Source organism: Streptomyces sp. 2323.1 (assembly GCF_900221035.1).
Classification (GTDB): Bacteria; Actinomycetota; Actinomycetes; order Streptomycetales; family Streptomycetaceae; genus Streptomyces; species Streptomyces sioyaensis.
On sequence record NZ_LT907981.1, the window covers coordinates 7,305,678 to 7,319,431 of the forward strand.

The following is a 13,754-nucleotide window of genomic DNA, read 5'->3' on the forward strand; positions in this document are numbered from 1 at the left end:
CCTAGGCCGGCGCCGCCATGGGTTCCAGCGCGGCGATCTCATCGAGGGACAGCCCCATCTGCTCATGGAGGAAGCGCACGATCGTCCAGTGCGGCAGCGCTCCCTCGTCGAAGGGGCCGAATTCCCGGCAGTACAAGGGGATCCAGCGCAGGGCCTCTTCGAGTGCCTGCTCCCGGCCCGGCTCCTGCTGGTAGTCCTCGTAGGCGATGCTGCGGTGTTCGATGAAGAAGTGCCCCGGCAGCCGTTGCCCGCACAGCTCCCGGTATTCACGGGTCTGCAGAATGAGGTAGTGCCAGATCTCGTCGATGTCCTGCTCGACCGGCAGGAACAGGCCGCCGAGTTGGTCATGGTGCCGGGAGACGAGATACAGATAGCGCAGGCATTCGGTGACCTGGCGCTCCACGTATTCCCGTGGTGCGTCGCTCTTGTCCGCGAAATGCGTCACCACTTCGGTGTGCAGCGCCTCACCGAGCAGTTGCTTGAGATCGCCGGCGGATATCCACGGCTGGCTGGTCATGCTTCTCCTGTCCGGGAGGGGACGTCGTCCGGTGCGGTGGCGGTCGTGAGCCAGGCGTACTTTCCCGACTTCCCGATGGGCAGGTGCCCGCGGTGCTCGGTGCGGCAGCGCCGGCCGGTCAGTGCGCCGATCGCTTCCGCCAGCGCCGCGGCCCGGTCGGGGCCGAGGGGCGTGCCCTGGAAGGTCGTGTACGCCAGGCGTGCTTCCGCATCGCCGGTCAGCTGCAATTGGTAGACGAAGACGTGCGGTGATACCTCGGCGATGCACCGGTCGAGGTCGCCCTGTGCGACGGGTCCGTCCGGTGTGCTCAGCAATTCCTTCTGCCGGCCGCTGAATTGGGAGATCTTTCCCGGGTCCGGGGTGCCGTCCAGGGTGCGCACACAGTCGCCCGAGCGGTACCGGATCAGCGGCATATAGGGGTTGCGGACACTGGAGACGGTGAGCTCGTAGAGGGTGCTGTCGGGCGCGACCGGGTGGAGTTCGACGGTCATCTTGTCGAGATGTGGCCAATAGGTGCCACGGCGGTCGCTGAAGTAGAGATAGCCGAGTTCGGTGCTGCCGAACAGGTCGATGACCGGGCAGGCGAAGTGCTGGTGCAGAAAACGCCGGACGTTCGCCGGGGTGTATTCATAGGCGTGGATGATGCTGGCGGGCGGCGGGAAGTCGTCCCACAGCCCCCATTCTCCGACCTTCCGCAGCAGATGCGCCAGGTGATACCCGGAGCAGTCGAGGTGGTACCAGCCGCGCGGATGCGCCTGCCGGGCGTCCTGGATCTCCTTGAGCATCCGCACCACCTCCGTGCGCTCCCACAGCGCCGGGTCGAGCCGCAGATTGAGATAGCAGGTCCGTTCGTCGAGCCACCGGTCGTCGAGGGCGGGCACCGGCTCCGGGTCGGCGCCGCGCCGTGCGGCATTGACCCGGGCCACGTGTTCCGTGGCCAGCACCGTCGTCAGCGAGACCCGCCGGCAGCCCGACTCCCAGGTGTCGCCGATATCGGGGTGCGTGCGCCACAGCTGGTAGTAGGAGTGCAGCAGGAAATACGGGGGCCGGATGATCTGCATCCGGGCGTGGTGGGTGCCGGTGGAGAGGACGAACTCCGCGTCTCCGGATTCCAGCGCCGCGGCCAGCCGGGGAGTCATCCAGTTGTCGGGGAAGCCGCGCGCGATTTCCGGTTTGTCGAGCACGGGGAAGTGGCCCTTCGCCAGCGACTCGCGATAGATCGGTATGTCGCGGATCTGCTCGATGACCTCGGGGGTCGGCTGCCCATCCATGGAATCCTCGTCACTTTTCGGAATGCGATGCCCCACAGGGGGGGTCGGGCGGGGCCCGGAAGGGGCGGTGCCCGGGAGCGGCCGTTTGGCCGGCGGGCAGGAGGTTCTCGCCGGCCCGCTCCCGGGCACCTCGGTGGCGCAGGGTCAGGAAATACAGCCGGCCTTGGGGGCGGCGCTTATGCAGCCGGACTTCGGCGCCGCGCTGATGCAGCCGTTCTTCGCCGCCTGCTGTGCAGAGTTGGCGGCGAGCCAGTTCTGCCAGACGCCGTCCTGGGCCATCTTCTTGATGAGCTGCTCCACGGGAACCTCCGATGAGTGCGGTAGACGGGTGGTACAGGTGCTGACCTGCACCGATGCCGGCACCACCGAAGGTAAAAGTATGACCAAGTAAATGTCAATGAAGGGCAATGCCGCTGGGGTGGGGAAGAGTGTCCGGCGCGCCAACTTTGGCGGGATTTCGTCGAGATGAGCAACGGTGGAACTAAGTGACGGGCCGTCAGCTCGTACCTGGGTCGCCGCCCGCCGGCCCCGCATTGCGCCGCACGGCGGCCGTCGATCGGGTGACCCGGACACGCAGCCGGAGCCCCGCGGCCGCGGGCGGGGAACGCTCACGATCAGCCACCCGCCCATCGGTTCCAGCTCCAGGGGAGTCTGCCGTGCGCATTCTGCTCATCGCCGGCGCGTTCAACAGCCTGACGCAGCGCGTGTACGCCGAACTCGGCGACCGCGGACACCAGGTGAGCGTGGAGCTGGTGACCCGGGAGACACCGCTCGCCGAGGTCGTCCAGCGCCGTGCCCCCGACCTGATCGTGGCGCCGATGCTCAAGACGGCCGTCCCCCGGGAGGTGTGGTCCGCCCGGCCCTGTCTGATCGTGCACCCCGGCCCCGTCGGCGACCGGGGCCCGTCCTCGGTGGACTGGGCGGTGCAGCTGGGCGCGGACCGGTGGGGCGTCACCGTCCTGCAGGCCAATGACGAGATGGACGCCGGTGACATCTGGGCCTCGGCCGAGTGCCCCGTCCCCGCTGTGGGCAAGAGCGATCTGTACCGCAACGAGATCGCCGACGCCGCGGTCGAGGCGGTCCTGACGGCCGTCGCCCGGGTGGCGTCCGGCACCCATCGCCCGCAGCCACAGGCCGCCCTCCCCGCCGCCGCGAAAACCGGCCACCCCCGGCCGCCGCTCCGCCAGGAAGCGCGCCGCATCGACTGGCGCCGCGACCCGACCGACACCGTCGTCCGCACGCTGCGCGCCGCCGACTCACAGCCCGGCGTACGGGACGAACTCCTCGGCGACATCTGGTATCTGCACGGCGGCCACCCCGAGGACACCCTGACCGGCCGGCCGGGCGAACTGCTCGCCACCCGGTGCGGCGCGATCTGCCGGGCGACGGCCGACGGCGCGGTGTGGATCCCGGAACTGCGCCCGCCCCGCACCCCGGGGGAGCCCGGCACCGTCAAGCTGCCCGCCACTCTGGCACTGGGCGACCGCCTCCCGCCGCTCCCCGAGGTCCCGGCCCCGCTCGGCCCCGGCGACGGCCCCCGCACCTGGGCCGACATCCGCTACCGCGAGGACGGCCCGGCCGGTTTCCTGGAGTTCTCCTTCCCCGGCGGCGCGATGAGCACCGACCACTGCCGGCGCCTGCTCACCGCCTACCGCCACGCCTGCTCCCGGCCGACGTCCGTGCTGGTCCTCGGCGGCCGCCGGGACTTCTTCTCCAACGGCATCCACCTGAACGTCATCGAGGCCGCCGACGACCCCGCCGGGGAATCCTGGGCCAACCTCAACGCCATGGACGACCTGGTGCAGGCCGTCCTGACCACCACCGACCGGCTGGTGGTCGCCGCGCTCGGCGGCAACGCCGCGGCCGGCGGGGCGATGCTGGCCCTCGCCGCGGACGAGGTGTGGTGCCGCTCCTCCGTCGTGCTCAACCCCCACTACCGGCTGATGGGGCTCTACGGCTCGGAGTACTGGACCTACACCCTGCCCCGCCGTACGGGCCCCGAGGTCGCCGAGCAGCTCACCACCCGCGCCCTGCCGCTCACCGCGGCGACCGGGGCGCGGCTCGGCCTGGTCGACCGGATCCTCGACTGTGCCGCGCAGGACTTCGCCGCGCAGACCGCCCACCTCGCCGTCCGCCTGGCGTCAGCGGCCTCGACCCAGGCCCGGATCGCCGCGAAGAAGGCCGACCGGGAACGCGACGAGGCGGACCGGCCGCTCGCTGCCTACCGCGAGGACGAACTGGCGCGTATGCACCGCATCTTCTTCGACCCGGAGCAGCCCTATCACGCGCTGCGCCGGGCCTTCGTACGCAAGGAGCCGTCCGGCACCCCCGCCCATCTGAACTCCGCCGCGCCTGCCGGGACATGAGACACGCCTGCCCGGACATGAGGCGCGACTACCAGGACATGAGGTGATATGCCCCGACCTTTTCGGCGAGCACCGAAATGCCTCGCCGCAGGGGCCGGTCCCCGCCATGGTGGAGCCCGAGCGCGGGCAGTCGTCCGGGCTCGGACCACACGGAACATCTCCGGGGGAAGGACTCCACATGATCCGCAGGATCTCCGCCGTCGCCGTGATGGGGGCCGCGGCCGCGGCACTCGCCCTGTCCGGTACGTCCGTTGCCGCCACCCGGGCCGACGGCCCGCCGGCCCCGGCGGCCCACGGACCGGTCAAGGCCCGCCCGGCCGCCGGCGCCCACCACGCCACGCACGGCCTGGCCAACGCCTGCTGGTACAGCGGCAGCCACTGGTGGTGCAACAACAGGCGCGGGGCGCCCGTCTACCAGCCCGGCAGCACGACGGTCGTCGGCTACATGAACTCCAACCCGTCCTGGTTCGTCTGCCGCAGCGACAACGGCGGCCACGTCGGCGGCCCGCACCCGAACCGGTGGGAGTGGACCCAGGCCGACAACGGGGCGTGGGGCTGGATGAAGGACACCGACATCTCCAGCGAGACCGACCCGCTGCCGGTCTGCTGAGCTGCGTCCCAAGGCCGGTGGCCGACACCCGTCGGCCACCGGCCCTTTGCTGTGCGCCGGTGCGGCAGCGGTCCTACGGGGTGGGCTGGTACTTGTAGCCGATGCCGAACACCGTGGTGATGGCGTCGCGCGGGCCGGGCCCCAGCCGCCGGCGCACCCGCGCGATATGGACATCGACCGTACGGTTGCTGGACTGGCAGCTGGGCCAGACGGCGGCCATCAGCTGCTCCCGGGTGAAGGTGCGCTGGGGATGCCGCACCAGGTGGGCGAGCAGATCGAATTCCAGCCGGGGCAGCTCCAGCTGGCGCCCTCTGGCGAAGACGGTGCGGGCCGCGGTGTCGATCCGGATCGGCTCCGGCCGGGGCCGGGCGGCGGGTGCGGCATCGGGGGCGGGTTCGTCGCGCGGTGGCGCCAGGATGATGTGGACCTCGTCCGACGGCAGCCGGTGCACCGAGACCGGTTCCAGGTCGTGCAGGGTCAGTTGCCACGTGCCGTCGGGGAGCCGGTCGACCGCCAGCGGCGGCTCGTCGCCCGGCCCGGCCATGGGCGGCTGCCCGGGGCCGGCGTCCTGTCGTAACGCAAGCGGGGTCGTCGAGGAGTTCATAAACATGATCTGGGCCCATTCCTCTTGCAAAGCAGGCGTGTACGGACAGACATGGCGGTGCTCGACGTTCAGGGTGCTGAGGCGACGCAGCGATCGCGACGCGGTCCGGCGGTGCGGCAACCGGGCGCGTCTGCTGTAGGTGCGCCCAGCGGGGACGATCGCTCCGTTCGTACCGCGAGAACGCTCGCGCCCATGCCCGTACCCAGCCATGACGTGGTGCGAAGTCACGGCCTCCGGTCCGGATGAACGCTACATGTGATCGAGCGGTTCCGGAAAGTAGCTTCCGCGAATTCGGTTGCTCTTGAGCCGACTTTGTGATTCGTGCCACCAACTCGGATGGCGGCCCGGCCCGTTGGGCGCGACGGCCCGCCGCCCCGCCCCGTCCGGCGTGGTGGGGAGGCCTGTGCGTACCGGCCGGGCGCGACGGGGGACGTCAAGCCCCTTCCGCTTGCGCTGCCTCCGTGGCGTTCCCCGGCGCGCTCCGGGCCCGCAGGGGGTGGAGTCCCGGCCCCGGCTGGGCCGAACTGCGCGGGGCACCCTTGCCATACATGATACGGAGGAGTAATAAGCGTCGATGTTCAGTTGTGGAGATGTCGTGAACGTGTGAATATGCCAAATAAATGCACTGTAACTAACGGTGCGTCAAAGTGGAGAGGTTCGGGAGGTCCTCCCGAGAAGTTGTTCTCTTTTCAATTTCATCGATAGGCTAAAAGGTGCGGAACCAGATATTCCAGGCGGCTTGTTTTCGCGGGGAGTTGAGGGTGAGTAGGGTGTGGCCGCTGTCACTTGACCCGTGGCGGCGATCCAGCTGAATTCGGCACGGCTGGAATGCGATGGGGGATGACGCCTTCGTGACCGGGAGGGGACCATGGCGGCCGGCTCATTCGAGGGACAGTACGTGTGGAGTCCAGCAGCCAATGACCGGGCGCTGGCGCACGCGTGTATGGACGTCAGAACTGGACGGTACTTGAGCGCGCACGAGGTGCTGCAGGAAGCCCGGGAGGATTACGAGGTGCGGGCCCACCGGTCGCTGGTGCTGGCGTCCGTGGCGGCCGACTCCGACCTGGCGGAACGCTGGCTGGCCGAAGAGCCCGGCCCGGAGGCGGCGTTGCTCTGGGCCCGGGTGGCGATGCTCCGCGCCCTGCGCATGGCCGACGCCGGCGACCGGCGCCAGGGCGCCCTGGCGCGGATAGCGCAGACGGCGTGTGAGCGGGCCGCGAAGCTGCTCCCCGACGACCCCACGCCGTGGGTCGCCCAGCTGGCACTGGCCCGCCTGGACCGCCCGCTGGACCCGGCGCCGCAGGGGCTGCTCACCGCGCCGCCCGGCCCCTGGTACCTCTTCGCCCACATCCTCCGGCTGGCGCCCTGGCACCGGGAGGCACACCACCGCTTCCTGTCGTTCTTCTTCACCCGCTACGGCGGTTCGTCCAGCGCGAGCTGGGACGTTGCCGCGTTCCTGAGCCAGCGGGCCCCGGCCGACTCGCCGCTGCGGCTGCTGCCGCTGGTGGCGCTGGTCGAGGACTACAACCCGTCCGCGCTGCTTGCGGACCGCACCTGGGAGCAGCCCCAGTGGATCACCACCGCAATGGGCATCTACCGCAACTGGTTCCCGCGGGTTGCCGATTACCGTTACACGCCGGTGCTGGATCTGGCGTATCTGGCACATGCACTGTTCATGGCGAATCGCGAATTCGAGGCGCGGGAAGTATTCACGGCAATGGGGCCGTATGCCTCGCGTATGCCCTGGAGTGCATTCGGTGATCCCGAGGACCAATTGACCAAGGCCAGACGTTCCTGCGGGCTTCCCGTGCCGCACGACGGCTGATGCACAAAAAGTGTCCGGTCGCGCCGGATTCATCGTCGCGCGGGACCGTTCATTCCCCCCACCCGTTCGATCAGCTCACCCCGACCCATTCCCCCGGTTTTTCAGAAAGGTTCGGTTGTGTCCGAGCGTACGTCGCCACCTCGCTCGAAATCCCCCCACACGGCAGATTCCGTCACCCTCGACGATGACGCCACGCTCCACGCCATGGGCTATCCGCGGAAACTCACCCGCAGATTCCGCGCGTTCGACAATTTCGCCATCTCCTTCACGATCATCAACATCATTTCCGGAATCTTCTCCTCCTTCGGCTTCGGGATGAACGCCGGCGGGCCGCTGGTCCTGATCTTCGGCTGGATCGGCGTCTCGGTCATGGTGCTGTTCGTCGGCGCCGCGATGGGCGAGATCGCCTCCGCCTATCCGACCAGCGGCGCGCTCTACTTCTCGGCCGGCAAGCTGGCCAAACGCCACCAGGGCGCCTGGTCCTGGTACACGGGCTGGCTGAACTTCGTCGGCCAGGTCGGCGGTACCGCCGCCACCAACTTCGCCGCCGCCACGTTCATCCAGGCATTCCTCGCCATGCAGTGGCCGGACTACCAACCGACGCCACAGGAAACGGTCGGCATCACCGCGGCCATCCTTCTTCTCCAGGCGCTGGCCAACGCCTATACGGTGCAGCTGGTTGCGGTGGTGAACCGCATTTCCGTGTGGTGGCTGCTGATCGGCATGGTGGTGATCGTCGGCGCACTGACCGTGATCCCCGCCGACCATCAGTCGCCTTCGTTCGCGCTGCACTTCGTCAACAACACCGGCTTCACGGATGCGGTGTACGGCGGAATGCTGGGCCTGCTCGTCACCAGCTGGACCTTCACGGGATTCGACGGCAGTTTCCACATGTCCGAAGAAACCGTGAAGGCAACGGTCAACGCGCCCAGGGGCATCATGCGGGCGATCAGCTACTCCGCGCTCACCGGACTGGTCCTCATGCTCGCCCTGGTGTACGCGATCCGTGACTACGGGCATGCCGCCAGTGCCGACGCACCGCCGGTGCAGATTCTGGTCGACGCGCTGGGCCAGGGCACCGCGAAGTTCCTGCTGTTGATCGTCATCGGGGCCATGCTGTTCTGCGGTCTGGCCAACATGACCAGCAATACCCGGCAGATCTTCGCCTTCTCCCGGGACGGTGCGATGCCCGGTTCCCGCTGGTGGCATTCGGTGTCCGCGCGGACCCGCACCCCCGTCAAGGCCGTCTGGCTCGCCGCGGCCTGCCCCCTGGTGCTGGTGCTGCCCGGCTGGTGGTCCCACACCGCCTTCACCGCCGTGGTGAGCGTCAATGTCGTCGGGCTGTTCCTCGCCTACGCCGTGCCCATCTTCCTGCGGCTGCGGCTCGACGACTTCCAGGCCGGGCCGTGGAACCTCGGCCGCTACGGCAAGCCCGTCGCGGCGATCGCGGTGGTCTGGATCCTGGTCAGCAATGTGCTGTTCATGCTGCCGCAGGCGTCCCCGATCACCCCCGCCTCGTTCAACTACGCGCCCCTCGCGCTGGCCGTGGTGCTGATCATCGCCACCGTGTGGTGGTTCGCCACCGCCCGACGGCGCTTCCAGGGGCCGGTCAGCTACGGCCGTCCCGACGAGGTCGCGGCCATGGACCTCATCTAGGGCACCTGGCTCGCGGGGCGGGCCGCGACCTTGACTCCGGCTCGCCCCGCGCACCGCCACCGGCTCTGCACCGCCCCCCGTTCGCTCGCCCCCTGACCCCACCAGAAGGGACGAACTCCCGGCATGCCCACGCTCGGAAACGCACCGGACCCCCAGCCCGTCACCGGCGAACTCACCGTCACCACCGCCACGTTGGACGACTGGCACCAGGTGGCCCAATGGGCCGCCGACGAGGAGTGGAACCCCGGACGCGGCGACACCGCCTGCTTCCACCCCATCGACCCCGCGGGCTTCTTCGTGGGCCGCCGCGCCGGCCGGACCGTCTCCGCCGTCTCGGTCGTCAACTACTCCGACACCTATGCGTTTCTCGGCTACTACCTCGTCCACCCCGACCACCGCCGGCAGGGTCTGGGACTCGCCACCTGGCGCGCCGCCGTCCCGCACGCCGGTGCCCGGACCGTGGGCCTCGACGCGGTCCCCGCCCAGCAACACACCTACGAGCGGGCCGGGTTCACCCCCGCGTACGAGACCGTCCGGTACGGCGGACGCCCCGCCGGCCCCGGCACCCCGCCGCCGGAGGTCGTCCCCGTCACCGATGCGCACCTCGACGCCGTGGCCGACTACGACCGGCGCTGCTTCCCCGCCGACCGCCGTGCCTTCGTCACCCGCTGGCTGAGCGCCCCCGGCCACACCGCCCGCGTGTTTCTGCGCGACGGGGCGGTCGCCGGCTACGGGGTGATCCGTCCGGCCCGCACCGGCCATCGCATCGGCCCGCTCTTCGCCGACACCACCGAGGTCGCGGAGGCCCTCTTCGACGCCCTCGCCGCGACCGCCGGCCCGGCCGCCGAGGTCTTCCTCGACATCCCCGGGCCCCGGCACGCCGCCCACACCCTGGCCACCGCCCGCGGCCTGACCCCGCAGTCGCACACCGTCCGGATGTACAACGGCCCCCTCCCGCCGGCGGATCAGGAGCGCACCTTCGCGGTCACCAGCCTGGAACTCGGATAGGGGCTGTCCGGCGGACCGGCCCCGGGACGTGCCCCGTCAGCTTGCCCACCCGAAACACCGGTCCGGGTAGGGAAGCTGACGGCTCGTCAGGCACCCACCGTCCCGTCGATGGCCTCCCGCAGGAAGTCCGCGTGGCCGTTGTGGCGGGCGTACTCGTGGATCAGATGCAGCATCACGAGCCGCAGCGAGACATGCTCGTCCCAGCGGGGCTGGTAGCCCGTGACGTCGAGCGAGGCGGCCGCCTGCTCGATGCGGCGGGCGTGTGCCACCTCGGTCTGCCAGGCGTCGAACGCCTCCGCGCGGGTGGCCGTGCTCGCGTCGTACGCCGCCTGGTAGTCGCCCTCGGCCGACCAGACCAGCGGGAGGTCCTCGCCGTTGATCACCCGACGGAACCAGCTGCGTTCCACCTCGGCCATGTGCCGCACCAGACCGAGCAGGGAGAGCGTGGACGGCGGGCTCGACCGGCGCCTGAGGTCCTCGTCGGACAGGCCGTCGGTCTTCATGGCGAGGGTGGCCCGGTGGAAGTCCAGAAAGGAGCGCAGGGTCTCCCGCTCGCCGGCGCGTACGGGCGGGGCGATGCGTTCGGTGGTCACGGTGGGGTCCTTTCCGCGGCGCGTGCCCGGGCTGGGCACGGCCGGTGGGGTGTCAAGGTGCTGAGGGGATGGCGGTGCTGTGCGCCGTCTGCGGGGGCCAGGACCTGGAGGAAGTGCTGTGGCCAGGGCGGCGGGACGAGCGTCCGGGCGCGGGCAGGCGGCGGTCGAGAGGATCTTTGCGGGTGCTGCGGGCCGCCGCAAGGTGTTTACGGGAGCCGGAGGGACGGTGGGCGGTGCAGAGCAGCTCGCGCCCCCCGGGGACGGCGGATCACTCGTACCTCCGGGTCCACGACGGCCTCGGACCGGGTCCACGACGCTCCCGGAAGGGGCGGACGGCCCGTTCCGCGGACGGTGCGCCCATGGCACACCCCACCGCGGAACGGGCCGCCCGGCGTTCCCGCCGCTCTCAGCCGCCGGCCGTCACGGCAGATACCGCTCGATGGCGCCGGGACCTTCCTCGGCGATCAGGCGCCTGGCCCATTCCAGGCTCGCGGGGGTGGGTTCGCGCCCGGACACCTTCACCAGATCCTCCGGGTCGTAGGGCCGCTCGCTACCGGTGTACAGCTCGGCCGGCCGCCGCTCGGCCGACTTCTCCCTGCCATTGGTCGTCACAGGTCCTCCTCTGTCCGCGCCCGCCGGGTCGCCGGGACCTCGCTTGGTTCCATCATGGGACCGCCTCCGAACACCCGCACGATGTGCGCCGGGCCGGTCCGGGCCCCGGACCGCCGCGGCCGGTCAGCCGTCCGGCCGCGGAGCCCCCGGATACCGCGGCGGAAACGCCTGCTCGGTCCAGATCGTCTTGCCGTACGGCGTGTAGCGCGTGCCCCAGCGCTGCACCAGCTGCGCGACGATGAACAGCCCTCGCCCGCCCTCGTCGTCACTGGCGCTGTACCGCAGGTGCGGCGAGGTGTGGCCGGTGTCCGACACCTCGGTCAGCAGCGTCTGATCGCGCAGCAGCCGCAGGTGCAGCGGCCCGGACGCATGCCGTACGGCGTTGGTGACCAGCTCGCTGACCACAAGTTCGGTGGTGTAGGACAGCTCCTCCAGGCCCCACTCCTCCAGCTGCCGGGTGGCCAGCTCGCGGGCCCGGCCCGCGGCCGCGGGCTCGGTGGGCAGCTCCCAGGCCGCCACCTGCCGGGCGTCCAGCTCGCGGGTGCGTACCAGCAGCAGCGCCGAGTCATCGGCGGCCGGCCCGTCCGGCAGCAGCTCGTCCAGCGCACGGTCGCAGAGCTCGTCCAGCGGCCGGTCGTGCTCGCTCAGCACCCGGCCCAGGATCTCCAGCCCCTCGTCGACGTCCCGGTCGCGGGCCTCGACCAGCCCGTCCGTGAACAGCGCGATCAGGCTGCCGGCCGGCAGCTCGATCTCCAGGGACTCGAACGGCAGGCCTCCCAGGCCCAGCGGCGGACCTTCCGGCAGAGCGGGGAAGGACAGGCCGCTGTCCGGGGCGACGACGGCCGGCGGCAGATGGCCGGCCCGCGCCATGGTGCACCGCCGCGACACCGGGTCATAGACGGCATACAGGCAGGTCACACCGATGGTCACATCGTCCGGCGGGATGCTGTCCTCGGCGGCCGTGGCGCCCTCCGTGGTCGGCCCCACCAGATCGTCCAGCCGGCTCAGCAGCTCGTCGGGGGACAAGTCGAGCCGGGCCAGCGCGCGGACGGTCGTCCGCAGCCGCCCCATGGTCGCCGCGGCCTGGAGACCGTGGCCGACCACGTCCCCGACGACCAGCCCGACCCGGGTACCCGACAGGCCGATGACATCGAACCAGTCGCCGCCGACCCCGGCCCGGTCGTCGCTGGGCAGATAGCGGTAGGCCAGCTCGACGGCGGACTGTGCCGGCAGATGCTGCGGCAGCAGATTGCGCTGCAGGGTCAGCGCGGCCTTGTGCTCCCGGGCGAAGCGGCGGGCGTTGTCCAGGCACACCGCCGTGCGGATGACCAATTCCTCGGCGAGTTCGGTCTCCTCCTTGTCGAAGAGCGACGGACGGGTGCCACGGATGAAGGTGACCAGCCCCATCGGGGTACCGCCGGCCCGCAGCGGCACGACCAGGGTGCCCTCGTCGCGCACCATCCCGCCCGAGGACAGGCTGCGGTACTGGAGCGAGCCGGGCGGGTACTCGACGCGGTGCGGCCCCGCCGGCGGGCCGTCCGAGGCGCCGTGGAGGGAGCGGGCGGCGACCCGCATCAGGGTGGGCACGCCGCCGTGGGCCTTCCCCGGCTCCTCGCCGTCCAGTACGGACCCGAGCAGATCGACGGTGACCATGGAGGCGAAGTCCGGGACCGCCACCTCGGTGATCTCCCGCGCGGTGACGGTCATGTCGAGCGTGGTGCCGATCCGGGCACCGGCCTCCACCAGCAGGTTCAGCCGCCGTTGTGCCTGGTAGCGGCCGGTGATGTCGAAGGCGTCCTCGCACACGCCGAGCACCTGACCGCGGGCGTTCTGCAGCCGGTAGTAGGCGCAGGACCAGACGTGATCGACACCCGGGTCGGAGGGCAGTTGGCCGACGAGGTGCAGATCGAGGATCGGTTCGCCGGTGTCGATGACCTGGTGCATCACCGCGTCGAGGGTGCGCGGATAGCCGTCGGTCATGAACTCGGCATCCGGATACAGCTCGTCGGCCCGGGCACCGAGGAACTCCCGCAACGGCAGCCCGACCTCTCGGATGTACGCGGTGTTCGCCCAGGTCAGCCGCAACTCTGAGTCATAGATGCCCAGGCTCACCGGGGACTGGGTGGCCAGACCGTGCAGCATCGCCTGGCGGGACTCCCACATCCGGTGTGCGCCCAGCTCGGCCGCCACCAGCACCCGGGCCGGCACGGTTCCGGCGCCGTCGGGCACCTTGGCGAGCGCGCAGATGGCCACGGCCATCCGCAGCAGCCGGCCGTCGCGGTGCCGCACCGCACGGGACTGGCTGCTGCTCAGCGAGGCGTCCGGTGACTGCTCGGCCCAGGCGTCACCGGCCGGAACCAGCGTCTCCAGATGGCGTCCGATGATCTCCTCGGGGCGGTAGCCGAGCAGATTCTGGGCGGTCGGGCTCCACCCGATGACCGTGTCCTGGGCATCCAGAACCGCTGTGGCCGCCCTGGTGACGTCGAGGGGACCACGGAAGTCGGCACTCTCCGCCGCGTTCCATGCGTTCATGGCATCAGCCCAGCCCGGTTCAGTACCTACAGCATCGAGCCGGATCAAGACCGGCACAACTGCGCTGCACCGGGACGCGCCCTTGGTGCGGCCCTGCCCCGTCGCTGGCAGAGTGGGAAGGGGTGGTGAGCGACAGGAGGCAGATGTGAGGTCGGCCCGT

12 protein-coding genes are annotated in these 13,754 nt (G+C 70.5%); 5 read left to right on the top strand and 7 right to left on the bottom strand.

The annotated features are described in order from the left end of the window. Position 1 precedes the first annotated feature (1 nt). The 3 genes from CPH93_RS31615 to CPH93_RS36300 all read right to left on the bottom strand — a co-directional run bounded on the left by CPH93_RS31615 (position 2) and on the right by CPH93_RS36300 (position 2,088). A complete protein-coding gene (locus tag CPH93_RS31615) occupies positions 2–517 on the bottom strand; it encodes a hypothetical protein (protein WP_006606544.1) in 516 nt (171 codons plus the stop codon). Next, positions 514–1,788, bottom strand: a complete 1,275-nt coding sequence (locus tag CPH93_RS31620) for a hypothetical protein (RefSeq protein ID WP_096214780.1) — start codon at positions 1,786–1,788, stop codon at positions 514–516. Before CPH93_RS31620 ends, CPH93_RS31615 begins: the two co-directional genes overlap by 4 nt. 144 nt (positions 1,789–1,932) lie before the next feature. Then, positions 1,933–2,088 (bottom strand): hypothetical protein, encoded by a 156-nt coding sequence (locus CPH93_RS36300; RefSeq protein ID WP_006606546.1) that lies wholly within the window; start codon positions 2,086–2,088, stop codon positions 1,933–1,935. 356 nt (positions 2,089–2,444) lie between these two features. Between CPH93_RS36300 and CPH93_RS31625 the strand changes: the two genes are divergently transcribed. Then, the gene (locus tag CPH93_RS31625) at positions 2,445–4,154 is read left to right on the top strand and encodes a hydrogenase maturation protein (protein WP_096214781.1); all 1,710 of its coding nucleotides are present in this window, start codon (positions 2,445–2,447) and stop codon (positions 4,152–4,154) included. A gap of 178 nt (positions 4,155–4,332) precedes the next feature. Then, complete coding sequence (locus tag CPH93_RS37065) at positions 4,333–4,764, top strand: hypothetical protein (RefSeq protein WP_231977019.1); 432 nt, start codon at positions 4,333–4,335, stop codon at positions 4,762–4,764. Positions 4,765–4,837: 73 nt separating this feature from the next. Here CPH93_RS37065 and CPH93_RS31635 read toward each other — a convergent pair whose 3' ends face one another. Next, entirely contained in the window at positions 4,838–5,374 is a 537-nt protein-coding gene (locus tag CPH93_RS31635; RefSeq protein WP_231977020.1) for a winged helix-turn-helix domain-containing protein, read from the bottom strand. 862 nt (positions 5,375–6,236) lie between these two features. Here CPH93_RS31635 and CPH93_RS31640 point away from each other — a divergent pair. The 3 genes from CPH93_RS31640 to CPH93_RS31650 all read left to right on the top strand — a co-directional run bounded on the left by CPH93_RS31640 (position 6,237) and on the right by CPH93_RS31650 (position 9,857). Then, positions 6,237–7,193, top strand: a complete 957-nt coding sequence (locus tag CPH93_RS31640) for a hypothetical protein (RefSeq protein WP_173909921.1) — start codon at positions 6,237–6,239, stop codon at positions 7,191–7,193. Between the two features lie 204 nt (positions 7,194–7,397). Continuing rightward, complete coding sequence (locus CPH93_RS31645; RefSeq protein ID WP_096214782.1) at positions 7,398–8,849, top strand: amino acid permease; 1,452 nt, start codon at positions 7,398–7,400, stop codon at positions 8,847–8,849. A gap of 123 nt (positions 8,850–8,972) precedes the next feature. Continuing rightward, positions 8,973–9,857, top strand: coding sequence for a GNAT family N-acetyltransferase (locus CPH93_RS31650; protein WP_096214783.1), 885 nt, complete (start codon positions 8,973–8,975; stop codon positions 9,855–9,857). Positions 9,858–9,943: 86 nt separating this feature from the next. On the opposite strand, the gene CPH93_RS31655 is transcribed toward CPH93_RS31650, so the two are convergent. The 3 genes from CPH93_RS31655 to CPH93_RS31665 form a co-directional block, all read right to left on the bottom strand. Beyond that, positions 9,944–10,450 carry a DinB family protein gene (locus tag CPH93_RS31655; protein ID WP_093481856.1) on the bottom strand — a complete coding sequence of 169 codons (507 nt, stop codon included), beginning with the start codon at positions 10,448–10,450 and terminating at the stop codon, positions 9,944–9,946. Between the two features lie 420 nt (positions 10,451–10,870). Beyond that, complete coding sequence (locus CPH93_RS31660; protein ID WP_006606554.1) at positions 10,871–11,062, bottom strand: hypothetical protein; 192 nt, start codon at positions 11,060–11,062, stop codon at positions 10,871–10,873. Between the two features lie 123 nt (positions 11,063–11,185). Next, positions 11,186–13,594: a SpoIIE family protein phosphatase gene (locus tag CPH93_RS31665; protein WP_096214784.1), complete on the bottom strand. Its 2,409-nt coding sequence runs from the start codon at positions 13,592–13,594 to the stop codon at positions 11,186–11,188. Positions 13,595–13,754: the final 160 nt, after the last annotated feature.